At 58.6% G+C, this 23,421-nt stretch carries 19 protein-coding genes and 1 pseudogene; 10 read left to right on the top strand and 10 right to left on the bottom strand.

The window, feature by feature from the left end:
- Positions 1 to 2 precede the first annotated feature (2 nt).
- The 6 genes from HWN72_RS27370 to HWN72_RS27345 all read left to right on the top strand — a co-directional run bounded on the left by HWN72_RS27370 (position 3) and on the right by HWN72_RS27345 (position 8,334).
- Complete coding sequence (locus tag HWN72_RS27370; RefSeq protein WP_211151896.1) at positions 3 to 1,520, top strand: type I restriction-modification system subunit M; 1,518 nt, start codon at positions 3 to 5, stop codon at positions 1,518 to 1,520.
- Positions 1,513 to 2,715: a restriction endonuclease subunit S gene (locus HWN72_RS27365; RefSeq protein ID WP_211151895.1), complete on the top strand. Its 1,203-nt coding sequence runs from the start codon at positions 1,513 to 1,515 to the stop codon at positions 2,713 to 2,715. The genes HWN72_RS27370 and HWN72_RS27365 overlap by 8 nt, the downstream gene beginning before the upstream one ends.
- Positions 2,712 to 3,179: a hypothetical protein gene (locus tag HWN72_RS27360; RefSeq protein ID WP_211151894.1), complete on the top strand. Its 468-nt coding sequence runs from the start codon at positions 2,712 to 2,714 to the stop codon at positions 3,177 to 3,179. The genes HWN72_RS27365 and HWN72_RS27360 overlap by 4 nt, the downstream gene beginning before the upstream one ends.
- 32 nt (positions 3,180 to 3,211) lie before the next feature.
- On the top strand, positions 3,212 to 4,252 hold the full coding sequence (locus HWN72_RS27355; RefSeq protein ID WP_211151893.1) for a serine/threonine-protein kinase: 1,041 nt from the start codon (positions 3,212 to 3,214) through the stop codon (positions 4,250 to 4,252).
- Positions 4,253 to 4,405: 153 nt separating this feature from the next.
- Positions 4,406 to 7,618, top strand: coding sequence for a type I restriction endonuclease subunit R (locus HWN72_RS27350; protein WP_211151892.1), 3,213 nt, complete (start codon positions 4,406 to 4,408; stop codon positions 7,616 to 7,618).
- Positions 7,615 to 8,334, top strand: a complete 720-nt coding sequence (locus HWN72_RS27345; RefSeq protein ID WP_211151891.1) for a M48 family metallopeptidase — start codon at positions 7,615 to 7,617, stop codon at positions 8,332 to 8,334. The genes HWN72_RS27350 and HWN72_RS27345 overlap by 4 nt, the downstream gene beginning before the upstream one ends.
- Before the next feature lie 549 nt (positions 8,335 to 8,883).
- Here HWN72_RS27345 and HWN72_RS27340 read toward each other — a convergent pair.
- From HWN72_RS27340 to HWN72_RS27320, 5 genes are all read right to left on the bottom strand, one after another.
- Positions 8,884 to 9,159, bottom strand: a complete 276-nt coding sequence (locus HWN72_RS27340) for an HU family DNA-binding protein (RefSeq protein WP_211151936.1) — start codon at positions 9,157 to 9,159, stop codon at positions 8,884 to 8,886.
- A 108-nt stretch (positions 9,160 to 9,267) separates the two neighbouring features.
- Complete coding sequence (locus HWN72_RS27335; protein ID WP_211151890.1) at positions 9,268 to 10,284, bottom strand: MucR family transcriptional regulator; 1,017 nt, start codon at positions 10,282 to 10,284, stop codon at positions 9,268 to 9,270.
- A gap of 167 nt (positions 10,285 to 10,451) precedes the next feature.
- Positions 10,452 to 11,597: a GGDEF domain-containing protein gene (locus HWN72_RS27330; RefSeq protein WP_248006377.1), complete on the bottom strand. Its 1,146-nt coding sequence runs from the start codon at positions 11,595 to 11,597 to the stop codon at positions 10,452 to 10,454.
- 189 nt (positions 11,598 to 11,786) lie between these two features.
- Positions 11,787 to 12,314 carry an MgtC/SapB family protein gene (locus HWN72_RS27325; protein ID WP_211151889.1) on the bottom strand — a complete coding sequence of 176 codons (528 nt, stop codon included), beginning with the start codon at positions 12,312 to 12,314 and terminating at the stop codon, positions 11,787 to 11,789.
- Positions 12,307 to 12,915 carry a DedA family protein gene (locus HWN72_RS27320; RefSeq protein ID WP_211151888.1) on the bottom strand — a complete coding sequence of 203 codons (609 nt, stop codon included), beginning with the start codon at positions 12,913 to 12,915 and terminating at the stop codon, positions 12,307 to 12,309. Before HWN72_RS27320 ends, HWN72_RS27325 begins: the two co-directional genes overlap by 8 nt.
- 458 nt (positions 12,916 to 13,373) lie before the next feature.
- Here HWN72_RS27320 and HWN72_RS27315 point away from each other — a divergent pair, with 458 nt between their 5' ends.
- Entirely contained in the window at positions 13,374 to 13,556 is a 183-nt protein-coding gene (locus HWN72_RS27315; RefSeq protein ID WP_211151887.1) for a DUF6771 family protein, read from the top strand.
- A 90-nt stretch (positions 13,557 to 13,646) separates the two neighbouring features.
- Positions 13,647 to 13,898, top strand: a complete 252-nt coding sequence (locus HWN72_RS27310) for a hypothetical protein (RefSeq protein WP_211151886.1) — start codon at positions 13,647 to 13,649, stop codon at positions 13,896 to 13,898.
- 55 nt (positions 13,899 to 13,953) lie between these two features.
- Here the strand turns inward: HWN72_RS27310 and HWN72_RS27305 are convergent, their stop codons facing one another.
- Complete coding sequence (locus HWN72_RS27305; protein WP_211151885.1) at positions 13,954 to 15,219, bottom strand: tyrosine-type recombinase/integrase; 1,266 nt, start codon at positions 15,217 to 15,219, stop codon at positions 13,954 to 13,956.
- Between the two features lie 322 nt (positions 15,220 to 15,541).
- Here HWN72_RS27305 and HWN72_RS27300 point away from each other — a divergent pair, with 322 nt between their 5' ends.
- Positions 15,542 to 15,781: a hypothetical protein gene (locus HWN72_RS27300; protein WP_083274821.1), complete on the top strand. Its 240-nt coding sequence runs from the start codon at positions 15,542 to 15,544 to the stop codon at positions 15,779 to 15,781.
- Positions 15,782 to 16,152: 371 nt separating this feature from the next.
- Here the strand turns inward: HWN72_RS27300 and HWN72_RS27295 are convergent, their stop codons facing one another.
- The 3 genes from HWN72_RS27295 to HWN72_RS27285 form a co-directional block, all read right to left on the bottom strand.
- On the bottom strand, positions 16,153 to 16,356 hold the full coding sequence (locus tag HWN72_RS27295) for a hypothetical protein (RefSeq protein ID WP_156799969.1): 204 nt from the start codon (positions 16,354 to 16,356) through the stop codon (positions 16,153 to 16,155).
- 145 nt (positions 16,357 to 16,501) lie between these two features.
- The gene (locus HWN72_RS27290; RefSeq protein ID WP_008827838.1) at positions 16,502 to 17,524 is read right to left on the bottom strand and encodes a ParB/RepB/Spo0J family partition protein; all 1,023 of its coding nucleotides are present in this window, start codon (positions 17,522 to 17,524) and stop codon (positions 16,502 to 16,504) included.
- 1,253 nt (positions 17,525 to 18,777) lie between these two features.
- Positions 18,778 to 19,959: an AAA family ATPase gene (locus tag HWN72_RS27285; protein WP_276526999.1), complete on the bottom strand. Its 1,182-nt coding sequence runs from the start codon at positions 19,957 to 19,959 to the stop codon at positions 18,778 to 18,780.
- 695 nt (positions 19,960 to 20,654) lie between these two features.
- Between HWN72_RS27285 and HWN72_RS27280 the strand changes: the two genes are divergently transcribed.
- Entirely contained in the window at positions 20,655 to 22,088 is a 1,434-nt protein-coding gene (locus tag HWN72_RS27280) for a replication protein RepA (protein ID WP_156799968.1), read from the top strand.
- A 636-nt stretch (positions 22,089 to 22,724) separates the two neighbouring features.
- Here HWN72_RS27280 and HWN72_RS27275 read toward each other — a convergent pair.
- Positions 22,725 to 23,260, bottom strand: a pseudogene (locus HWN72_RS27275) (transposase); the annotation flags it as partial.
- Positions 23,261 to 23,421: the final 161 nt, after the last annotated feature.

Genomic DNA, 23,421 nt, shown 5'->3' with positions numbered 1-23,421 from the left:
CCATGACCGACCAACAGATTCAGCAGCAGGTCAACCAGACGGCTTGGGCCGCGTGCGACACCTTCCGTGGCGCTGTCGATGCCGGACAATATAAAGACTACATCCTTGTCATGCTGTTCCTGAAATACATTTCGGACCAGTGGAACGAGCATGTCGAAGCCTATCGTCAGCAATTTGGGGGGGACGAAGCCCGGATTCGTCGCCGGCTTGAACGCGAGCGCTTCGTCCTGCCGGAAGGGGGCAGCTTCTATGACCTGTACGAACGCCGCAACGAAGCGAACATCGGAGAGCTGATCAATGAGGCGTTGGAGGCCATTGAAACCGCCAACATCGCCAAGCTGGAAGGTGTATTCCGCAACATCGATTTCAACTCCGAAGCCAATCTGGGGCGGGTGAAGGACCGCAACCGGCGGTTGAAGAACCTGCTGGAAGATTTCGCCAAACCGGTTCTCGATCTGCGCCCCTCGCGCGTTTCGGAAGACATCATCGGCGAATGTTACATCTATTTGATCTCACGCTTCGCATCGGACGCCGGAAAGAAGGCGGGCGAGTTTTACACGCCCTCTGCCGTATCGGGCCTGCTGGCGCAGCTGGCCAACCCGCAGCCTGGCGACACGATCTGTGATCCGGCTTGCGGTTCCGGCTCATTGCTCATTCAGGCCTCGCAGCAGGTGGGGTCCGACAATTTCGCGCTTTATGGGCAGGAGGTGAACGGGGCGACCTGGGCGCTGGCGCGGATGAATATGTTTTTGCACGCCAAGGATGCCGCGCGTATCGAATGGTGTGACACCCTTAATAGCCCCGCGCTGGTCGAGGGCGACCATCTGATGAAGTTCGACGTGGTGCTGGCCAACCCGCCGTTCAGCCTAGACAAATGGGGTGCGGAACATGCGGGGGATGACCAGTTCAAGCGGTTCTGGCGCGGTATTCCGCCCAAGTCCAAAGGCGATTACGGCTTCATCAGCCACATGATCGAGATCGCTAGGCGCCAAACTGGCCGCGTTGCGGTAATCGTTCCGCACGGCGTGCTGTTCCGTGGTGGAGCCGAGGGAGCGATCCGCAAGGCGCTGATCGAGGAAAACCTGCTGGACGCCGTGATTGGCCTGCCTGCCAACCTATTCACCACCACCGGTATTCCTGTTGCCATTCTGGTGTTTGATCGCAGCCGCGAGAACGGCGGTGCAAACGACGATCGGCGCGATGTGCTGTTCATCGACGCGAGCCGCGATTGTACTCCGGGGAAGACCCAGAACCTGCTGGAAGCTGGTCATATCGACCGTATCGTCGAGACATATCGTGCCCGTGCCGAGGAGACGAAATACTCGCACCGTGCCAGCCACGAAGAGATCGCGGAAAACGACTTTAACCTCAATATTCCCCGTTATGTCGACACCTTTGAAGCAGAAGACGAAATCAACGTCGCTTCCGTGCAGGAAGAGATCGACCGGATTGAGGGCGAATTGACCGAAGTGCGCGCTAAGATGCAGGCTTATTTGAAGGAGCTGGGCGTCGATGCGTAAAGGATGGAAATTCTTTCTCCTTGGCGAGTTAATCGACCCACGGCGGCCGATCACCTACGGTGTTGTCCAACCTGGAGAGCATGATCCAGAAGGGATCCCGCTAGTTCGTGGTGGAGACTTTTCATTCGGATGGCGCCCCATAGAGGAATTCCGAAGGGTAGCACCCAGCATTGAACGGGCTTTTGTGCGGGCTCGCCTGAAGGCAGGTGACATTGTAATCACGATCAAAGGTGATGTCGGTGCCGCAGCGATTGTCCCAAATTACTTAGAAGGCGCGAACGTTAGCCAGACGAATGCCCGGCTAGCGATAGACCCTTGCAAAGCAGAAGTTAGGTTGGTTCTTGCGCTGCTTGAATCACACGCAGGCCGAAAACAGATTGCTGCTGTAACGCAGGTTGGGGCTCAACCAGGGCTGATCTTCCGCGATATTCTTGGTTTCCGGTTCAACCTTCCTCCCCTCCCTGAACAGCGCAAGATTGCCGCGATCCTGAGGACTTGGGATTTGTGCCTGGAAAAGCTATCTTTCCTTCGCAAGGCCAAGGAGCGCCGTCTAGACTCGCTGCGTGTCTCACTGCTTTTCGGCTCAATGCGATTGGGCAATGCGCATACAGATTGGCCTATTAGGCGTTTGGGGGAGGTCACGCGGGCACTGACCCAGCGCAACAGTAAACACATGTTTGATCGCTCGGCCGTAATGGGGGTCAGTAACGCGCGTGGCCTTGTCCCAATGCGCGAACAGACCGTGGCTGGCGATATCAGCCGCTACCTGCTGCTTCCTCCACTCGGCTTCGCCTATAATCCGATGCGTATCAACGTTGGTTCCATCGCCATGAACAAGGCCATGGAGACATTTCTCGTTAGCCCGGATTACGTCGTGTTTGCCTGCTGTCCGGACGGGCTTGAGTCAGATTATCTCGACCACCTGCGCCAAACTCGCTGGTGGATCCATCACATCAACGCCGGCGGCTCCGGCAGCGTTCGTCAGCGAACCTATTACGACGACTTGGCTGCTCTACAGCTCCGCCTGCCGCAGATCGAAGAGCAGCGGTCCATTGTCGCTGTGCTCAACGCCGCAAAAGCGGATGTCGATCTGACCAACCGCGAAATCGCCGCTGTCACGCGCCAGAAGCGCGGCCTGATGCAGAAGCTGCTGGCGGGCGAATGGGCCGTTAACATTGAAGGAGTTGCAGCATGAAGGTTCTCGGTTTCCGGGGCAATCCGAAGGCCCCGCGTTATGCTGTACTTTCCTACGACGGGACGACGTTCAAGCTCGAAAATGCCAATGGCGATAACAAGCTGACCGTCCCGGCTGCGATCGGCGACGACGCTGACAGCGAACGACTAAAGTGGATCTATGCCGAAATCGTGCGGATTCTTGAAGCCCACCCCGACATCGCCAAGGTGATGATCAAGACCAACGAGTTCACCCAGAGCGATACGAAGCCGAAGCGGAAATCAGCCTACATTGATGCCGCAGTCCTTTTGGCTGCTGCCCACAAGAACGTCCCGGTTTGTGCGCTGGCTTACAACCAGATCGCGGCGACGAAGGCCAAGACCAAGGCGCTGGCGGAAGCGCGTGTTGGCAGGACTGAAAAATATTGGGATGACGGCATGGCGGATGCCATCAACGTCGCATGGTGGGGGGCTTGTCACCCGTGAACGCCTTAGCCCCCCTTACCTTTGCGCCGGGCATGCAGCTGTACAAGTATCAGTTGCTGAGCCTGATCGGCACCGGCGGTTTCGGTGAGGTCTGGCTGGCAAGGGACGCTGCCTTGAGCCGTGAGTTCGCTGTGAAAATCCTGCGTCCCGGTATGACGGTGGATGCGCGGTTGAAAGAGGCTCAGATCGGCAATCGGCTGACCCATAACAACCTTGTCCATGTGCATCAGGCGGATGTGGTTGGCGATACCGGTTCCGAATTCGTGATGCTGGCGATGGATTTCCATCCAGCTGGCTCGGTAGAAAGGCTTGCCAATCCCGCAGGCTTTGTGCCGCTGACGGATGTGCTGCGTATCGGTCGTGATATTTTGCAGGGCCTCGACCACCTGCATTCCAAGAACTTTTTCCATAACGACATCAAGCCGGGCAACATTCTCATAGGCAGCCAAGGCCAAGCCCTCCTGTCGGATTATGGCATCACGGGCGTATCGCAGAATGGTCAGCCTGTTCCGGCACCCAATGCCTATCTGCTCCATCGTGCGCCTGAGGTTCGCGCCACGAACACAGTCGGGGTCAGCTCTGACATTTTCCAGGTTGGGATGACATTGGCGCGATTGCTGATCGGATTGACGCATCTCAGCGCACTGTGGGCGAAGGACGGCCAAGCCGTTTACGAGGCGCGACTTGCTTCTGGTCATCTGCTGACCGCCGCTGATTTCCCCGCGCATGTTCCAACGGCAGTTAGAAAGGTGATTCTGAAGGCAGTGCATCCTGACCCAGCGCAGCGCTACGCCAGTTCACTGGACATGCGGCGTGCTTTGGAAAAGCTGGCCTATCCCGGCTTTTGGACCGTTGATGCAGCTGGGAACGAATGCGGCCATAGTGGCCCTAGCATCTACCGCTATTCGCTCAACGCCGTCGGCGGGATGCTTTTCGACTTGGATTGCACGCAGATGCGACAGCCCTCCGGGAAGACGCAGCGGGTGGCCAAGTTTTGCCGCAAAGCAGTGTCCCGCATCGAAGCAGCTAAGGCGATCAATGCGTTCAAGCTCATGGTGGTAACAGGCAAATGATTGGCTGGGCTCGACGCTGCCCTGGCGGCAAAAAAGCAAACGGGCTTTGGGCGCGCAATGCCCTTTCGTGGGCCAAGGAAAACCAATCATTGGGGCGGCAGACGGCCCAGCCTCATGAGATTTCAGTCAGTTTCACCCCTTTGGAGTTTGGCCGTGAGCTTTGAAGCCGCCGAAAAGCATCAGTCCCAGATCCCCGCTCTGCAAATGCTGTTGGCGCTTGGATTTACGCCGCTGTCGCAGGCCGGGGCTTTGGCGCTGCGCGGTGATCGTTTGCGCAATGTCGTGCTAGACGACATCGCGACCGAAAACCTGATGCGGATCAACCGGTTCATGCACCGCGGACGGGAGTATCCTTTCGACTTGGAGGATGCGCACGAGGCCTTGCGACGGGTGAAGCCGACTCCTGATCGTATCCGGGGGCTGAAGGCAACCAACCAGGATATCTATGATACGCTGGTGCTGGGCACCACGATCACCAAGGCGATCGACGGCGATTCCAAAAGCTACTCGTTCCGCTTCATTGATTGGGACAATCCGGGCAACAACGCGCTTCACGTCACTGCGGAATTTTCCGTCGAGCGCAGCGGCAGCACGCAGACCAAGCGGTGTGATATCGTTGCCTTCGTCAATGGCATCCCGGTGCTGGTAATCGAGAACAAGCGTCCGACAGAAAGCCTGAAAAAGGCCGGCAGTCAGCTGATTGGGTATCAAAGCGAAGACAACATCCCGCAACTGTTCCACTTCGCGCAGATGCTTCTGACGATGAACCGCCTGGATGCGCGTTATGCCACGGTCGGAACACCGCAGAAGTTCTGGGGCACATGGCGGGACGAGGAGGACACCGACGAAACTATCGCTCCCTTCGCTAATCGACCGCTAACCGATGCAGAAAAGGATGCCGTGTTCTCAGGCGATTTTGCCGGCGCACGGCGCTATTTCGACACCATGGCCGCCGAAGGGCCGCGCACGGTTTCGGTGCAGGACCGGGCAATTTACGCTTTGTGTCGTCCCGAACGGATGCTTGATATGATCCGCCGCTTCACCGTCTTTGATGGTGGTGTACGCAAGGTTGCCCGGCACCAGCAGTTTTTTGGCATCCGCAAGGCGGTCGAGCGCGTCAAACAGTCCGGCATTGATGGCGTCCGCAAGGGAGGCGTGATCTGGCACACGCAAGGGTCCGGCAAATCGCTGACCATGGTGATGCTGGGTCGCGCGCTGGCGCTAGACAAGGTCATCGTGAACCCGCGTATTATCATCGTGACGGACCGCGATGACCTCGACAAGCAAATCAAAGGCACGTTCAAATCCTGCGAGATGGAGCCCGTGCGCGCGACGACCGGAGCCAACCTCCTGGAGCTGATCGAGCAAAAGAAGCCGCTGATCACGACTATCATCAACAAGTTCGATACCGCGCTGCGCGGTAATGTGCAGCCGGATGAGGACGCAAATATCTTCGTCCTGGTCGATGAGAGCCATCGCACCCAGACGGGCAAGCTAGGCGGGCACAGCCAGTTCGCTACCAAGATGCGCCGCCTGATCCCAAATGCCTGCTATCTTGGTTTCACCGGCACACCGCTGCTGAAGAAGGACAAGAACACCCTTTCGACCTTCGGCGGCCTGATCCACAAGTATGCCATCAATGAGGCGGTGGCCGACGAGGCCGTCGTGCCTCTGCTTTATGAAGGCCGAATGGTCGAGCAGCAGATTTCTGGCACCGTAATCGACAAGTGGTTCGAGAAGATCAGTGAAGGACTGACCGATCAGCAAAAGGCAGACCTGAAACGGAAATTCTCTCACATGGATGCGTTGTCCACGACCGGCCAAGCAATCCGGGCGAAAGCCTATGATATTTCGGAGCACTACCGTCAGCACTGGCAGGGCACCGGGTTCAAAGCGCAGTTGGTGGCGCCGTCGAAGGCCGCAGCAATCCGGTTCAAGGAGATGCTGGACGAGATCGACCATGTCACTAGTGAGATCATCATGTCGCCCCCCAACGATAATGAGGGCAACGAGGAGGTCGACAAGGAATCGAAAGACCTGGTCCGCAAGTTCTGGGACCAGCAGATGGTGCGCTATAAAACCGAGGAGGAATATAACCGGCAGATCATTGATACCTTCAAAGGGTCGGGTGATCCGGAAATCCTAATCGTGGTGTCGAAGCTGCTGACGGGCTTCGATGCGCCCCGCAATACGGTGCTGTATGTGTGCAAGCCATTGAAGGAGCACAACCTGCTTCAGGCGATCGCGCGTGTGAACCGGCTGTTTGAAGAGGACGGCGCTGAAAAACAGTTCGGTTTCATAATCGATTATGAAGGGTTGCTGGGCGAGCTGGACAGTGCCCTGACCACATACAGTGCCTTTGAAGGGTATGACGACGGGGACCTCGTTGGCACCGTGCATGATGTGCGAGAAGAGATACGCCGACTGCCGCAGCTCCACGATCAGCTGTGGGATTTGTTCAAATCTGTCCGCAACAAGAGGGACATGGAGGAATTTGAGCGTTTCCTGGCCGATGACGCGATCCGGCACGATTTCTATGCGCGTCTCAAAGACTATGGCCGGTGCCTGCATATCGCCATGTCCTCAGATAAATTCCTTGACGTGTTCGATGAGGCCAAGACCGACACGATGAAGCGCGACTGGAAACGGTTTTCGGAACTGCGGCGTTCGGTCCAGCTGCGATATCAGGAAATCGTCGACATCAAGGAATTTGAGCCCAAGATACAGAAGCTGCTTGACGATCATGTTGTGGCCTTGCCCGTCGAGACGATCATTGAAGTGGTGAACATCAATGACCCCGAGGCATTAAAGGCTGTAGTCGACGAAAATGGCGTGTCGGAAGGCTCGAAGGCAGACCGCATCGCCAGCGCCACTCGCCGCACGATCACCGAGAAAATGGAAGAAGATCCGGCATTTTACCGGCAGTTCTCCGACCTGCTGGAAGAGACAATACGCGCCTATCGAGAACGGAGGCTTTCGGAACGCGATTACCTAAACAGTGTGGTCGATCTGGCCAGCAAGGTGGCGCGTAAGGACCGTGGCCGCCAAGTGCCAGAGGCAGTGAAGGGGAATGATGACGGTCAGGCATTTTTCGGCCTGCTCGATGGCCGATTGTCCAGTGAGGACGGCTTGGAGATTGATCAGGACGCCGCAGCGCAAGTGGCGTTGGACATCATCGCTATCATCAAGGCCCATCACATAGTGGGGGTCTGGAGCAACGACGTCGCTCAGAACAACATGCGCAACGCCATCGATGACTATTTTTTCGACGTACTCCGCGACGCAAAAGGGATCGGGGTCCCGGTCGAAATGCTCGACGATCTTGAACAAAAAATCCTGGACCTCGCACGGGCTCGCTTCCCATGACTGATGTTGAACATTTCAGTATCGCTTATGGTGAGATGCACCTTGATTATGCGGTTGTGCGTCGGGGGCGCAAAACGCTGGAAATCGCGGTGGAGCCCGACACGTCAGTGGTTGTTGCAGCGCCTCTGGATTCCTCACCGGATGCGATTGCAGCGAAAGTGCGCAAAAGGGCGGCTTGGATTGTTCGCCAACAGCGCTTCTTCGCCCAATTCATGCCCCGGCTCCCGGCGCGGCAATATGTGGCTGGCGAAACTCATCGCTATCTTGGACGACAATATCGTTTGAAAGTGGTCCCGCACGTTCAGCAGATCGTGAAGATGACCCGTGGGTACATTGTCGTACAGACCCATCACCCGCTGAGCGCCGACGTGACCAAGGATCTTGTCGAAGCGTGGTACAGACAAAAGGCGCAAGCCAAATTCATCGAACGGATTGATGTGAACCTTACCCGGTTTCCTGATGGCGATGCACGCCGCCCTAAAGGGCTGATCGTGCGCCACATGAAGCAACGCTGGGGCTCCATGTCCCCCGGTGCGCGACTCATGCTGAACTGTCGGCTGATCGAAGCTCCGCTTGACGCTATCGATTACGTAATCACCCATGAGCTCTGCCATGTGACGGAGGCCAATCATGGTCGGGCGTTTTACGACCTTCTGGCAAAAGTCATGCCTGACTGGGAACGCCGCAAGCTAAGGCTTGAAAGATCTATGGCTTAGTCAGGGTGTGTCGCCGCCTAGCGATGGTCAGCAATTTAGCACACCGAACCGATGTCCGCTTTTGAGGCCGATGGTTGCGAGCCCAATGACCGGAATGGGGCTTCTACCGCCGTTCCTTATTCGTTAGTTCGAGGACTGCGAATGTCGGCTTTCTTGAGGCTATGATCTTGAAGCCGAAATTCCGGAAAGTCCCAGGCCCGGCCATTCCCGTGCGCCCTACTCTCAGCTGGCAACGATGATTGAGTGTTCAAGGCGTACGTCGTCGAGAAGTCGCTCGATGGCGGAACGTTGCCTATCTGTCCCGCTGGGCCTGACATCCCAATTGCAATGAGGATAGGTTCTTGCGTCGCGAACGATGATTTTGCCGAGAGCTCGCCGCCATGTTTGCGATGTGCCACCGCGTTCCCGAATGAGCCGGGCAATCAACAGCTGTTCGAGGTCCGATGCAGTCATTGCATCCACTTAACCGCCACCGACTGCAAGACAAGCGCACTATCAGGTAGCTCGGGCAAAAGGCGACGCCTCGCTGGGGCGCCGCCTCTCCAATGATTATCCGTTAAGCTTGTCTTTGATGCCCTTGGCAGGGGTAAAGCTCAGCTTGCGGGCGGCCTTGATCGTCATCGCTTCGCCGGTGGCCGGATTGCGGCCTTCGCGCTCAGGCGTGTCCTTGACCTTGAACTTGCCGAAGCCGTTCAGCGAAATCTCTTCGCCCTTGGCAGCCGCATCGGCGATCGCATCGAACACGGCGTCGACGACCTTGCGCGCATCTGCCTTGGTTAGGCCGGCATCGGTGGCGATCGCATCGGCCAGATCATTGTTGTTCATAGCAATTCCTTCTTCTTTCAATGGGCGGCGGCCATTAGAGCCGACGACCAGATCCGTCACGTCCGAACACTGCTCGCCCAAACATTATCGAGACGGCAGAACGCAAACTCAGCCAGCGTCTTTCGTGGTCGCTTTCGGCGCGCGTGCCATCCGCTTGGCCCTCGGCGCCTTGGTCGGATTCGCGGCCTGCGCGGGTTCAGAGGGTATTTGTCCCTCAGATGCAGGATCACCGTCACCCGGCGTCGCCTGTCCTTTGCCGAATAGCCCCAACTTGCCTCGCGGCTTGCGAACCGGTGTCGGTGCGGGTGCCGGCGCGCCCGCCGGAATTGCTTCGGCGATTGGAGTCGGCGCGACGTCAGCCGTTGCGTCCTTCTTCGCACGCTTCTTTCGTGGATCTGCCGCGACTACCGAGGCGGACGTCCGACTGCGCTTAGGCTTGCCTTTCACCTCGGGTGCGACTGGCTCGGCCGAAGCAACCTTGTCACCCTCCGCAGCGGCAGAAACTGGCGTATTATCTTTAGCTTTGACTGGCTTGGTAGCCGCCTTCCGCTTCGCCTTGCCTGCTGGTTCTGGGGATTTCGGGGCCCCTTTCCTGGCGATTGGCGGTTTGACCGCAGGGATCTCCGCAGCCGATGGCTTGCTCTCGGCAGCAGGCTCAGTGCTTGCCCCGGCCAGGGGCGCTGCAACGGGCTCCGCATTGCCTACGGCGCTGGCGGTTTTCGGGCGATTGCCGAGACCAATCTGCTCCGCAATGGCGCGGCGCTTGGCCGCGAAGTCCGGGGCGACCATGGGATAGTTCGCCGGCAGTTTGTACCGCTCGCGGTAGGTCTCCGGGGTCAATCCATTTGCAGCCAAGTGGCGCTTGAGCGTCTTGTAGCGCTTCCCGTCGATGAGGCTGATGAGATACTCAGGAGACGATATACTCTTTCGCACCGACACGGCTGGCGTGTGCACCTCAGGCTCCTCAGCTGGCGCTGAAGCAGCGGCATCCTGCGCCAACGCCTCCCTCGTTGTGCGGATGAGATCGGCGAGGTTCTCCGAAGCAACGGTATTATTGGTGAGGTATGCGCTCAGCAACTGCACCGTCAATGCCGTGACATCGGCGGGATTTTCAGGTTCGGCCATTACAGATGCTGCTCCAAAGACTGCCTATCAGGATCGACAATTTGCGACCGCATGCTTGTCATGCTCGGACTAACATCTTGCAAGTCAGAATGTGCCCAAGAATCCTGAATTTGGCGGACGGAACGTCTTGATGGGGGGATCCAAGGTCTGTCGCTCAATCCGAGGGCCTACGCAACCACCCTTCCCCGGTCGCCCGGCACCGGGTCATCGCAGAAATGCACCTGCGCTTTGCCCTTCCTCTTGGAACGGTACAGCGCGGCATCGGCACATTGCAGAAGCCTGTCGAGGTCGAGACCATGAACCGGCGCAAGTGAAATCCCGACGCTGGCGGAAATCTGCATCTCCGTATCGTCGATGTGGTAGCTGTCGGAGAGTTGGCGGATAATCCGGCGCGCAAGAAGCTCCGCCTGGTCCGCATGAAGAACGTCAGGCTGAAGCACGACAAATTCATCGCCGCCCAGTCGGCCGACGACATCATCACCTCTTACCGTAGCCGCCAATCGCCCGGCGACCTGGACCAGCAGCCTGTCTCCGATGGGATGGCCGAACTGGTCATTGACCGCCTTGAACCCGTCCAGATCGAGATAGTGAATGGCGATCTGGCGATCGACCCGGCACGATTGCGCCTGTCTCAGAAAGCATTCGCGCACCAGCAACCGATTGGCGAGGCCGGTGAGTGGATCGTATCGCGCCAGGTTTCCAAGGTCATGCTTGGTCGTCAGATGCTCGAGCGCCGATTGATAAAGATGTCGGACGGATTCGATGCTCATCGCGGCCACGACGAGAAGCAGAATGGCCTCAAGTATGAAGAACTGCCCGGTGACGGTAGAAGCACCGATCCGCGTCGCATGCACGAGCATTCCCAGCGAGACTGGAACAACTGTGATCGTCTGGCCAAGCAGACAGAGCCGGGGTCGGCCCGCATTGCGCGATACGATCCCGGCGCCAAAGGTGAAGATCAGGCTGACGGTGGCCAGATGGACGAGTGGATGAGGCGCTCCGAGCGCCACCAGATTGAGGCTCGCGATCAGGCCGGCACAGGCACATGTTGCCCACGTGTAGCGCTTCTCCCATCGTCGAAGCGCAGACACCTCCTGGGTCATTCCCCCTGCCCTGTGATACCCGCGAATGATCAGAAGGCGGATGGCGGTGACAATGCTGGAGCACACAACCAGCGCGAGGACTGCTCGGCTGTGCCAACTGACGAAGACCAGTATTCCAACGACCGCGTAGAGAATGCCAAATCCCAGTATGGGCGTTGCCATGGCAAAAAGAGGTGCCACGAGATCGCGATAGACGGCCTCCGGCAGCAACTGATCGGCCGCCCTTGCAAAAACGGTGGCTTGGGATCGCGCGCGGGGGGATGGGGTCCGTCTCTCCATCAGACGATCATACAGATCCAGAATTAACGATTTGACCAGAATGAGGCAGGCTGTGTGTATCGCTTGAGCAGCCGCATTACGCTCGGGCTCTCCAAGGTCTTTGAGGCCTTCCGTCTAAGCCTAATCGTCGTTTTCCTGCGGCTGATCGGAAGGAGTAGGCGGAACAACTGCGCCGCGCCGGTTCGGCATTTGCGTGGGTTTCGGGTTATCCGGGGTTTCGTCCTCCTGCGGAAGGCACCGTTCGACGAGGGACGCGGCGACGAGCAGCAGAAGAGCGAGCGCGGTACCGGCCAGCACGAGAATATACTGCCCAGCCCCGGCAGTGATGCCCACAGCGGCCGCCATCCACAAGCTTGCCGCCGTGGTCATATTGCGCACATCTCCGCCGCGCACAAAAATGAGCCCGCCGGCAATAAAGCCGATGGCCTGGGCGAGCCCCTGTATGACGCGAACAGGGTCGCCTTCTGGATGGTGTTCCACGAGTTCCAGCGCCGACAAGGTCAGCATTCCCGAGCTCAGCGCGACAAGTCCATGCGTGCGTAAGCCCGCATCGTGGCCCCGGCGCTCGCGTTCGAAGCCCAGAGCGAGGCCCAGAATCGTCGCAAGCCCAAGCCTCATGAGGGTGGTGGAGATGTCGTCCTCAAGCATTTTTCGTGCTCGGCCTGAAGGTGATGACGCGGTAGATGTAGTACAGCAGGACTGCCCCCATGATCCCGAGGCCCGCAGGCCCTAGGTACCGATCAACCGCTGAGAACTGCTTCCCCAGAAGGTATCCCGCTCCAGCCAGGAGACTGTTCCAGACCGCCGATCCCGATGTGGTCAGGACGATGAACCGGGCGAAGCGGGTGCCGAACATGCCAGCCGGGATCGAGATCAACGTACGTAGCCCCGGCACGACATGCGCGAGAGGAATAGCCCAGGAGCCATGGCGATCGAACCAGTCATCGATGCGATCTATTTCATCGGCTGACAACGTCAGCCAGCGGCCGTGGCGATCCGCGAGGGCCTTCAGTCTCCGCTCACCGTACTTGCCTGCCAACCACCACCAGAAGGCGGCGCCCGCAACCGTCCCAAGCGTGCCGGAAAGAATGACAAGCGCGAGGTTGAGACCGCCATCGGCCGCCGTATAGCCAGCGAGCGGCATGATGACCTCGGAGGGTATCGGGGGAAAGACATTCTCGAGCAGCATGAGCAGGGCTATGGCCCAGTACCCCAGCTTCTCGACAATGCCGGTGATCCATTCGGTCATTTGCGCTGCCCCCAGGGCCTGAACAACTTCACACGCGTCGCCGCTTGCCCGTCAGGCCCGCATGCGTCTCCTCTCAAACAGGCTTCGCGCCACCCCGTTCCCGAGGACATGGGCGCTCGTGCTCTTTCGAAGCCTTTTCGGCGTTCAGATCGTCCGTGCCGTTCACGCAAAGATGGTCATGCCGGAGACTTGGGTGTCGCAGCAAAACCCAACACCGATGAACATCGAGCAATCCCCCGCGTATCCGCCAATTCCCCACCCATTTTGCGCTGGTTATACTCCAAGTTATCCACACCCCTCCCCTGAATGTGCCTTGGCGCTCGCCGGCTCTGATTAGCGGTAAAGCGTAGCTGCGCTATTGATCGTCGCCCGGCAGTGCTTTCCGATTTTTGGGCGGCGAAAAGCCGCGAGCTTCTACAAGCTGGACACATCCCGCGCCGCGCGTTCATAGGCAGGCGATGACGACCTTGCTGACTTCCACCATCCTTGCCGTGATCGAGCGCGCGCCGCAGTGGGTTCGCCACGATCTCGAATCCAAGGATGACTCCCTTCGCGCCCGCGCCGAGGAGACACTCGCGGCGATGATCGCCGCAGCCCTTCAGGACGCGAAAGAAGCAACGCCGGGCGGCCCCTCCGCCTGAACCCTGGGCTCGCCTTGCGCGATCGGCGAGCCCAAATATCAGGAACAATTTCGGACGTCTGCCTTTGATCCTGGCGAAGGAGACAATCGCATGATTGGCAAGATTATCGGAGCGATCGCCGGAACCCAGGCGTCGAAGCACGTGCGAGGCCTCAATGGAACGGGCGGTGCACTTCTGGGTGCCGCAGCGCCGATCCTGCTACGTCGGCTCAGTCCGCTCACGCTGATCGCCGCGGCCGCAGGCGCGTACGCCGCCAAGAAACATGCCGACGGCCAGAAGGCGGAAAAGCTGCCGCGCGCACGGCCTAGCGGTATTGTCGAACCCACGCGGACCCAGGCCTGACGCAAGGCTCGGCGCTCTCTGAAGGGCGCCGGGGGCCTTATGGCTTGCTAAGCGCTCAGCCCAGCTTCTTCATCAGCCGTCCGGCCGCGCCATTTTCAGCAGCGAGGTTGCGATTGTAAGCAAGGGGCATGCGCGGGCTCTTCCAGCGCAGCGCGTCCATGATGCCTGCGAGATCCTCACCACTCGCGAAAAGGTCCTGATTGAGGCCAACCCGCGTGGAGTGCCCGCTGATGCGCTTCAGCCAGTGCTCAAGATCGTCGCGGGTCAGATCAGGCAAGGCCCCCTTCTCAAACGCTCGCCGGATGATCGCGCGCCAGATCGGCCCAATCGAGCCGGGGTGAAGCGCGGTATCGCCGATACTGTATTCCGTACGCGCCGCCACGGCAGGCTTGGGCAAGGCCTTGCGCCAATCATACGCCTCGCGCCCGGACAGCGTCGTCAGGTCTCGGCCGGGTACGCGGGCCCTCGCCTTGTAACGGCGCACGAAGACCCGCCGGAACAGTGCGCCCTCGCTGATCTCGGCCGCGTCCAACCACGCTTTCACCGCACGCACGGTGCGAGGGCTGAGGAAAGCGGTAGCCCCCTCCCCTTCGCTATCGCTCTTGCTGCGCGGGATCGCAAGCAGCCGCGCATCGGCGTCGATGGCCGGGAGGATGTGCCCGACTTCGACGGCGACCAGTTCGCTGGCCCTGAGCCCTGTGTCGTAGGCCAGACTGAGGAGGGCGCGATCGCGCAGACCCACGAGGTCCACATCCCAGCTTTCCAGCAGCGCACGAAGATTGAGACCCCTTGCCAGGTCGCGTTCGATGTCCGAGACAGGTCCCTTGAATCGCAGCGGCGCCGCCTGGCGCTGGGCCACCCCCTTCTCCTTGCGGATCGCCGCCAGCGTCAGCTTGACCAGCGGAGCCGTTGTGGGATCGATGAGGCCAAGCAGCTGGTGCAGCCGCGCGATCGACGCCTTGTAGCGCGCCAGCGAGGCCGGGCGGGCCCCCTGCCCGGCCCGGCCCTTGAGATAGTCCGCGACGTCCTCCGATCGTGCCGGCACGGTGATGCGGCGATGCTGGCGGCACCACAGATCGAAAGCGGACAGGTCTGAACGCAGCGCTGCGAGCGTATGTTTCGAAGCCGCCGCCTGGAACGCTTCGAGCAAACCCGCATCCACAACAACCTGCTCCGCCGTCCGGAGCGACGTGATCAGCGGCACCAAGGCGCCGCCCGCCCCTGTTCCATCATGGCGACCCGCCGCACCGAGAAGGCTGGCGTGCCCGGAAGACGCAGATGTTTCGGTATCTGAGACGGGGTTTGGCTGGTGCACGCTCATTCGTTTGCTTTCCACGCTTTTTCGCAATCCGCGCAAAACCGCCGGTTTTTCAACACACCGCTGGACTGCAGCCATCCTATCGACGCGACAATGGTTCTGCAATAACTGCAATTATCGCATGTGGATGATGATGCAATATAGCTCGATGTATATTTATCTCGTTTTCACTTAGCGTGTGGTATAAATTCCGCGATTCCTGCGGGCTTCCACGGCGCGGGGCCGGCGCATCGCATTCGTGGGATGCCCGGGCGCCAGCATCATCTGCGGCGCATGGTATCATTGGTCGGCCAAGCCCAGATCAGCTAACACTTTCGAGGAACTCATGCACTACCCTGCCCCGCTGTGGATACGCGACGGCATCGACCTAGGCTGGTTTCTGGCCGACGGCATGGGCTCTGTGCGTAGTGCCGTCAGTTATCGCTCCGGTGGATGGTGGTTTCTGCCGGTCTGGCTGCCCGATAACGTCAAGAACGACGTTGGGCCCTTCCCGACGAAGGCTTCCGCCGTGGCAGAAGCAGAGCGCTTGCCGCTTGCCTACAGCCGAACAAGCCCGAGCCTTTGAGTTTCCTTTACGCACAGGACCGCCGCCCAATCTCCGTCGTATCGGGCGTCGAGGTTCGCAAGTGGGCGGTGAGGTACGTGATCGCGTTCGCTTCATCGCCCTGCCGCTGCCTATAGCGATCACAACGACGCGGACAACGATTTTCGCAGTTCCTTTATTCCTTACCGGCCACAGGTCCCGCCCGCCGTTCACAAAGCAGCCGTAAATTCGCCTCAGCAAGGCTCCACGTCATTAAAACCACGATCGCTGCTTGGTGGGCAGGAAGATCATCCAGATCGCACTCGCCAAATTGTCTGCAACCCGGAAGTTCTATGCGCGGTCGATGACACCAAAACTCGCGGAGCATGCCGCCTGCTTCAACGCCCCGGCCCTCAGTTACCACCGCGAGAGAAGCCAGAGCCGCTATCGCGATCGAAGCGGATGAAGGTCCAGTAAATCCGTTTCGCCGTATGAAGTCGCGGATCCAGCAGCACTTGGGTGCTGCCGGAAAAGGCGCGGCACTTGCTCAGACCTCGATACAAGCGCTGAAAACGAGTTCGAATGACATCGCCAGTGAAATTGGCTGCAAATCCCATCACAAAAAGCCTCCCCGGAAACCGGGCTTACGCTGCGTAAACTGCCTTGAGATGACCCGTACCACCCTAATAGGCGCCACCTCGCTCCAGCGAGCCCAAAATTGATTATAGAGCTAATTCCCGCTTTGTTCCGGAACTCCGGCTGTCAGGCTTCGGGCGCACCAAACAACTCGTCGAGTAAGAGTTGGAACGCTGCCTCCACCTCCGATCGACCGGCGCTTAACTTTGGCGGCAACGTGATCGTCATTCCTTTTTTCCTCGATGCCTTGGTGTACGTGAGGATTTCCCCGCCATCGGCTGCACCAATGGTGAAGGTGGTATTCTCGATCACGGAAGGCTTTGGCGGCCTGGCAGCATTCCTGAACGCCGCAATCACCTCAGCTGGTGCCATAAGCGATACCCCCTCGTTGAGACGCAACGCTTGCAGGCCGGCGAGCCGGATGGCCTCGTCGCGTACCCGCTGTGCGACTTCTCCCCCTTCCTTGATGATCGAAGCGATGGCGCGCGGATGAGAGACTGTCACCGACTTCGGATCACCAAAGGCGGAAACAAAGACTTGATCCAGGTCGGCAAGCGCCGTGTAGCGGTAGATCGTGGCACGCGCCACGCCTAGGCGCTCAGCCATCGCTGCGGTATCGCTCTTGTAGTGAGAGCGAAGTGCCATCTGGTAGCTTCGTGCTCGCTCGAGATCAGAGACATCGGCGCGCGCTCTGTTCTCCAGATCGCTCAGCCGAAACGCCGCCTCGTCGTCGAGGGGCTGAACATCAATCAGGTATTTGAAGTCGGGATAGTTATTCGCTCGAAGCCAGCTGATGGCAAAGTGCCTGCGCGAACCTGCAACAATCTCGTATGGCGCTGCAGGATCCTCCGTGCGGCGAACGATTGCCGGCATCCGCTGCCGCCCTTCGGACCGGATCGACTGAATCAGTTCCTCGCAATCCTCGTAGGTAAGCTCGTCATAGCGTCGAGCATTCTGGTTCGACGGTTTGCAGAGCACGGGATCCACCCATTCGTACTGCTCATACTGCACGTCAGCACCGAGTTTGCTCAGCGCCTTGCCGCGACTGACCAGTACATCGCCTGTCGGAAGGGAAGGTGCATCGCCGTGGCCAAACGCCTCAACGACCTCCGAGGCAATAGAAGCCCCAAAACCCGGTTTGCGCGCCATAACGTCAATTCCCTTCACATGCCCCGGCAGAAATACAACGAACGAATCTCGCTCTTGCCGGCCATGGGGAGTTTATCGGATGAGATTCCATAAGCGCAAGGCCGCCCCCTGCCCTGTACCCAAATCCCTCCTGCGCCCCTAACAGTCGCACCGCGCAATTCGGTCCCGACGAAGCACCCGGCGTCGGCGTCGATGCTGTGAACCGGGTTGAACCATGTAATTCGTTCATGCCTCGCCCGCCCGGGCGATCGCCGCGGATGTGGAGACCTTCATTGTAATCTCCGGTAGCGGCCCACCCTCCAGCGTTACGCAGACAACATTCAAATGCGCTCAAGTGGTGACACTTGAGAGACGAGGGTGACCCTATCCTTCGCCCTGCCCTCTCGACGGAAGCAGCGGGCCGGCTCTCTTCCGCCTTTTATGCGCTCGTAGTTTCGCAGCACCTGCCGCCGGTCGATCACAGTTTGGCACCGCGAGACTTCTCGCAATCATAATCGCGAAGCCGACGCGTCAGCGATGAAGCACCTAAGTTATACGGGAAAGCTGCTCTGCCGGCTTACACTCCGTTCGCGCAGGAGCCCTGCCAGCAATGTCCAGAATATTTTCTCAGATGGTTGTGATTGCGGCCTACGGACAGGCGCACTTTGGTGCCCTTCTCCATTGGAGAATGACTTCCTCGTCTCCGCTTGGGCGCCACGAAACCACCGATAGCGACCGCGCGCATTCGCACACTCGCTTCCACCCTTGCGCCATAGCTGCTATTAACAGCACACATTCTCCATTGGAGAGAGCGCGGTAGAGCGCGCGCAAGACATTGCCACTTGACGCAGATCTCGCGGCTTTGCGTGCCGCGCGATCCTTGAGTGACCCGATAGGTCTTCCGTTCTCCAATGGAGAACGGCACGGGACATCCCGGAAATTCGTTGCTGCGAGCTTGGCGTGAGCTCCAGGCATCGGTTGCGGATCGTCATTCTCCATTGGAGAATGACTGTTGCTTCAGGTCCTAAGCCTCCAAGTTTAGACGCTGCGCCAATGACCTTGCCGTCAACTAACGTGAGCCCAGATGTCGGGCAGCAATGTCGATCGAAATTCGTGGGACAATCCGAACCGTGAATGCCCCCCTCCCCTTCTCCTCCGCTTGCACGGCAGACGCGCGGGGACGCGGCATTTCAACCATTCAACCCTTCCAGGCCGCAAAAGCAAACCCCGGCACAGTGGCCGGGGCAAGATGAGAGCGATTGAGGCGGCGAGCTTCAGTCGAGCCCATGTCTCGATGGCCAAAGTTTCTTGATGTTTTCCTCAAGCTCCCAGCCAAGCTGGTTGAGCTGATTGAGGCAGCGGGTTCTGACCGCGTGGTTCGTCGTTGAAGACGTCAGGTCGAAGACCGTCTTCAACTGGCTGGCGGCATTGTTGAACTCCGCAGAGCTCCGAAGCTCCTGCGAAAATACACTGCGTCCGAACACCGTATTGGTGATGTCTACAATCTGCCTTTGAGACTCGATGTTCGCCTCGCTCTTGGAAATCACCATTCCCACGAACCCATACTCCGGCTGGATATCGTGCTCACCCAGTGCGCCCATCGTCTCTTCAAGCATGCCCAAAAACGCAGTCGTTGAGGCGAAATCGACAATGCTGGGCGGAACCGGGATGAGCAGCGCGTTCGCAGCGTACATAACCGAGAGCGAAACCATGCCGAGCGCCGGCGGGGGATCCATCACGATGACATCGTAGTTGCCTGCCACCTTATGGATGTCGCGCGCAAGGGTCGTGAGCACGTTGAAGCCGTGGACACCGATGCGGGCAGCAACTTCATATTCCGCGTTATAGAGCTTGAGATTAGCCGGTATCAGATCAAGATTATGGAAGTGGGTTTTCCGAATGATCTGGGCGATGCCCCTCTCAGGCTTGCCCTGCAGCAGGGCGTAAATGCTGTCGAGTTCGTCGAGATCCTTGTCCGGAATATATCCGAACTGCATTGTCGCAGATGCCTGCGCATCAGCATCGATCAACAGCACGCGATAGCCATGTATCGCAAGATACTGCGCCATATGCACGGCAATTGTCGACTTGCCGACGCCGCCTTTGAAGTTCTGGCATGCTATGATTGCCGGCGGATCGGTCTCCTCGCGCCAAGGACGCGTGTCGAAGACTTGGCGCATCGTGTCGAGGTCCTTGAGCGTATAGCCCTTCCGGCGCCCGGTCATATTGCGCTCTTGATGTGGGAGACGACCCTCTGCCTCAGCGATCCGGATCGCCGATGCGGAACGACCGACAAGGCTGGCGGCCTGTGAAATTGTGAACGTCGGCCCGCTGCGGGGTGGGTTGTGCTGAATGTTGCGCTCCTGGAGCTTGCTCAGCACCATGCTCGCCATGTGATAATACCGGGTGATCAACTCTTTGGTTGTGCTGCCCAAATCAGGGGAAAGGGACGCCATGCTTGTCCTCTTGTGACTCTCGGATTATCGAGGCGCACGGCCTCGTTGTCGATTTTCTTTAGGTTCTATCGCGAATTTCGACAACGAAAATCTAGAACTGTCGTTCATTCCCAAGACATGGGCCATTTTCTCCGTTTCAAAGATACCGAAAACAGCGACCATTTGTCACTTTTCCGCTTCGGAAGTGGAAAATCCAGCAAGCTTCAGGTCAAACGTCATCGCTGATTACGGTACGGTTTCGTGGTCGGTGCCGGATGATTGGCGCAAACAAAATCTCTTCCGGTACTCAAACCTCGCGATGGGGGTCCACTCCTCAATCCCGCTTTCGAGAATACCGTAAACAGCGATCCATTGGCGGTTTCTGGTTAGCTTCATCGTCAAAACCGCAAATCGGGATGCTGCCGGCATTTGAGGAGAGTCAGGGGCTGTGGATAAAATTGTACCATCGCTGACGAAGGTATGAAGGAACGCTGGAAAAGGTACGAACATACGCTGGAAAAGGTACGATCGAGCGCTGTTTAAAGTATGCGATCTAACCTACTACCGAATCCTACTCCCTTTGGGAGATACCTTCCTCCGGTTAGACGCGATCGGGGTTTCCAAAAAAAAAAGCTTAATGGAATTTTCGCAGCGTACCTTTATCAGCGACCCATTGGCACTTTCGGAGGTATCCCGGCTAAAAAACCGCCAACAGCTTGCGTTTAACCGGCATTTCGGCAAAATCGGGGCATCGATCGGTGATTCCCAAGGGTGATTCTGTGGCAAGGCGCAAAACAGGCGAGAGCGATGCTCAGATCATGCTTCCACTGGGAGCACAGTTTGTCGAGGCCTTGAAGCACAGTCCAGTTGCCGATGTGAGGGCACTGGCCGACACGCCAGACGCAAAGCGGATTTTCGACGCCGTCCATTATGTGATGGAAGAAGAATCGCTTCCAAACTTCATGCACTCGGCACTTTGCGCCATGTCCCTTCCAGTGAAGGCGCCCAAGGACCAGAGTGCGCCGGTTATCAGGCGTGACGGGAACATCTCGCTTATCATTCAGCCTATGGAGCGGCAGGAGCCCATAGGACCGAATGGTGAATTCGTAGCGGTGAACAGAGGGGTACCGTATGGTCGCCATGCGCGGCTGATCATGATCTATATCATGACCGAAGCAGTGCGCACGCGAACCCGGGAAATCTATCTGGGGAGCTCCTTTTCAAGCTGGCTGCGGCGCATGGGGATCACGAACACTTCCTCTGGCGGCAAACGTGGCACACGCACCAGCGTTCAGGATCAAATCGATCGAATCCTCAATTGCCAATGGACAATCCGCTGGGACGAAAGCGCTCCACCCGCCGGCAAAGGGAAGAAGGGGGAGAAGGTTCCGAGCGAGCAGATGCGTGCGTTTGCAGTCAATGACATGCGGATCGTCAATCGGTACGCGGGTCTCAGAACGGGGGAGGGGACCTTTGTCTCGCACTTTGTCTTGTCAGAAGAGTTCTATGGAGAGCTGCTGAAGCATTCGGTTCCTTTCAATGAACGGGCGATCGTCGCACTGAAGGACAGTGCCACGAAGCTCGATCTCTACACCTGGCTCGCATATCGGCTTCCACGCATACCTCAGGGGACAGAGGTGCGCCTCAACTGGGCTGACCTTGCCAAGCATTTGGGGAATCAATCGAGCACGATGACGAAATTCCGTCAGTCCGTGCGTGCTGCCTGGGACGAGGTCTCTGGTGTCTACCAGCAGGCGCGTCACTCGGTCGATATGAGCGATCTCATCATCCGCCTGCGTTACGCTGAGAAGCCGACTAAGGGTATGCTGCTTATCCAGGGGGAGAAGAGGGGCGCCAGGAAGCTGGCGCAGGCAGCGCCTGAGGACGCAGGCCTGCTGAGGTTGCACAGTTCCGATAAGCCCAAGCCGGTTATGTCCGGCCCAGCTATACGCTTTCCCAAAAGTGGTGCACTGGAATTCGCAGAGCCCGAGCTGTATCGCATCGGAAGGGACTTTGGATCAAACAACTCCGTGACGGTCATGGCCGATGCTTTCAGGAAACTTCTCGGAAACGAGATTGACAGTCTGGAGGGCGACCAGCTCAAGGACCGCTGGAAGCGATATGTAGAAAAATGGCCGAAGCCTGCCTGATTTCAAGCAGGTTAGCGCCGTTCTCCATTGGAGAATCTGCTATCGGCATCACTGCGTCAACAACGCATCAACGGGCATACCATACCTTAAACAGCGACGCATAGCTCAGCTGTTTCAGCACTCCAGCTTCGAGCTATCTCTTGTACGCCATCGTTCAGATGATTGGCCTAATCGCTGATTGAAGTACGCCCGCACTACCGTCGTGCATCCGTGCGTACCTTAAGCAGCGACCCCCAATGCGCGACAGAACCGGTCGTCTTGGGGTCAATGTGCAACTGCCCGATGAGCGTCACCCCAGAGGCTTGCATATGAGTAGGTATGCGGACAACCACGGCAAGCTACCCATGGCATCTCCGGATGCCGGGCCGGATTCGTTGACTGAACCGCTCACAGACCGTTTACGTTTAGCTTGTCCTATTCTTGAGGATAGCACCGCCAGGCTTGTTCGGTCGCGATCTGCTTTTGAGCGAGTGATCAGGGCGAGCGCCTCCACGTGCGCTTTTCAGCGCGGCGGGATCAGGGGGCTTTTCGAAGCTGACGGGTAAGGTTTCGGGCTTTGGGCGGCACGGCCGCGGTGGCTATGTGGGGGCAGTCGGAAGGCTGGTAGCGATGTCTTTGAACACGGTTTCATCGGGGCAGGCGTAGCGTTGCGAACTCGGCGGTGGCGAGCGCGGTGGCCTTGGGGATGGCCTGCTGGATGGGCGACAGCACCCAGTAGGCGGCAGTATGCAGGATCAGCCGCATCTCGTTGGCGTTGGCCGAGCGGCACGAAGTGCGATCGCTGGCGAGCTGGGCCTTGTGCCGCTTGATCAGATTCTCGGCCTGGTCCCGGGCGCAGTAGAGCGTGTCGTAGATGTGCTCGGCCGAGCTCTTGGTCAGCGAAGTAACGACGTAGCGGATGTCCATCCTGAGCGTGCTTGCCTCGATCGGGACGGCGACGCGGCGCTGACATTTCCAGCTCTTCGCACCCTAACGGGTCCCGGCATAATTGCGCAAAACCACCCGGCCTTCCTGGGCGCGCTTGACCGCGCAGGCGTCGGCGCTCACGACGATGACCGGATCAGCGCGCAGCGCAGCGTTGGTGGGCAGAACAAACACATAGTCGACGCCGGCCGCCTCGCAGAGGCCATGACCTCGGGGCGGCCATAGTGGCCGTCTCGCCCCATGGTCACGCCCGGCCCAAGCCGATGCCCAGCACGAAGCCGTCAGCATGGCCGCCAGTTTGCTGGCGGCCTCCGCCACCACCGCAGAAGGTGCATAGATGCGCTTCACGGGGGCCCAGATCCGACCGTTGTTGTGGAAGCGGGTTCGCACCATCGCGTCGATCTGGTCA

Source organism: Novosphingobium sp. HR1a, assembly GCF_015594425.1.
GTDB lineage: Bacteria > Pseudomonadota > Alphaproteobacteria > Sphingomonadales > Sphingomonadaceae > Novosphingobium > Novosphingobium resinovorum_A.
Note: the sequence above shows the minus strand (reverse complement) of the source record. Positions and strands in the feature narration are given on the sequence as shown.

Coding starts and splice junctions, on each gene's coding strand:
- HWN72_RS27370 (WP_211151896.1), top strand. CDS start 3: ATGACCGACCAACAGATTCAGCAGCAGGTCAACCAGACGGCTTGGGCC.
- HWN72_RS27365 (WP_211151895.1), top strand. CDS start 1,513: ATGCGTAAAGGATGGAAATTCTTTCTCCTTGGCGAGTTAATCGACCCA.
- HWN72_RS27360 (WP_211151894.1), top strand. CDS start 2,712: ATGAAGGTTCTCGGTTTCCGGGGCAATCCGAAGGCCCCGCGTTATGCT.
- HWN72_RS27355 (WP_211151893.1), top strand. CDS start 3,212: ATGCAGCTGTACAAGTATCAGTTGCTGAGCCTGATCGGCACCGGCGGT.
- HWN72_RS27345 (WP_211151891.1), top strand. CDS start 7,615: ATGACTGATGTTGAACATTTCAGTATCGCTTATGGTGAGATGCACCTT.
- HWN72_RS27340 (WP_211151936.1), bottom strand. CDS start 9,159: ATGAACAACAATGATCTGGCCGATGCGATCGCCACCGATGCCGGCCTA.
- HWN72_RS27335 (WP_211151890.1), bottom strand. CDS start 10,284: ATGGCCGAACCTGAAAATCCCGCCGATGTCACGGCATTGACGGTGCAG.
- HWN72_RS27325 (WP_211151889.1), bottom strand. CDS start 12,314: ATGCTTGAGGACGACATCTCCACCACCCTCATGAGGCTTGGGCTTGCG.
- HWN72_RS27320 (WP_211151888.1), bottom strand. CDS start 12,915: ATGACCGAATGGATCACCGGCATTGTCGAGAAGCTGGGGTACTGGGCC.
- HWN72_RS27315 (WP_211151887.1), top strand. CDS start 13,374: ATGACGACCTTGCTGACTTCCACCATCCTTGCCGTGATCGAGCGCGCG.
- HWN72_RS27310 (WP_211151886.1), top strand. CDS start 13,647: ATGATTGGCAAGATTATCGGAGCGATCGCCGGAACCCAGGCGTCGAAG.
- HWN72_RS27305 (WP_211151885.1), bottom strand. CDS start 15,219: ATGAGCGTGCACCAGCCAAACCCCGTCTCAGATACCGAAACATCTGCG.
- HWN72_RS27300 (WP_083274821.1), top strand. CDS start 15,542: ATGCACTACCCTGCCCCGCTGTGGATACGCGACGGCATCGACCTAGGC.
- HWN72_RS27295 (WP_156799969.1), bottom strand. CDS start 16,356: ATGGGATTTGCAGCCAATTTCACTGGCGATGTCATTCGAACTCGTTTT.
- HWN72_RS27290 (WP_008827838.1), bottom strand. CDS start 17,524: ATGGCGCGCAAACCGGGTTTTGGGGCTTCTATTGCCTCGGAGGTCGTT.
- HWN72_RS27285 (WP_276526999.1), bottom strand. CDS start 19,959: ATGGCGTCCCTTTCCCCTGATTTGGGCAGCACAACCAAAGAGTTGATC.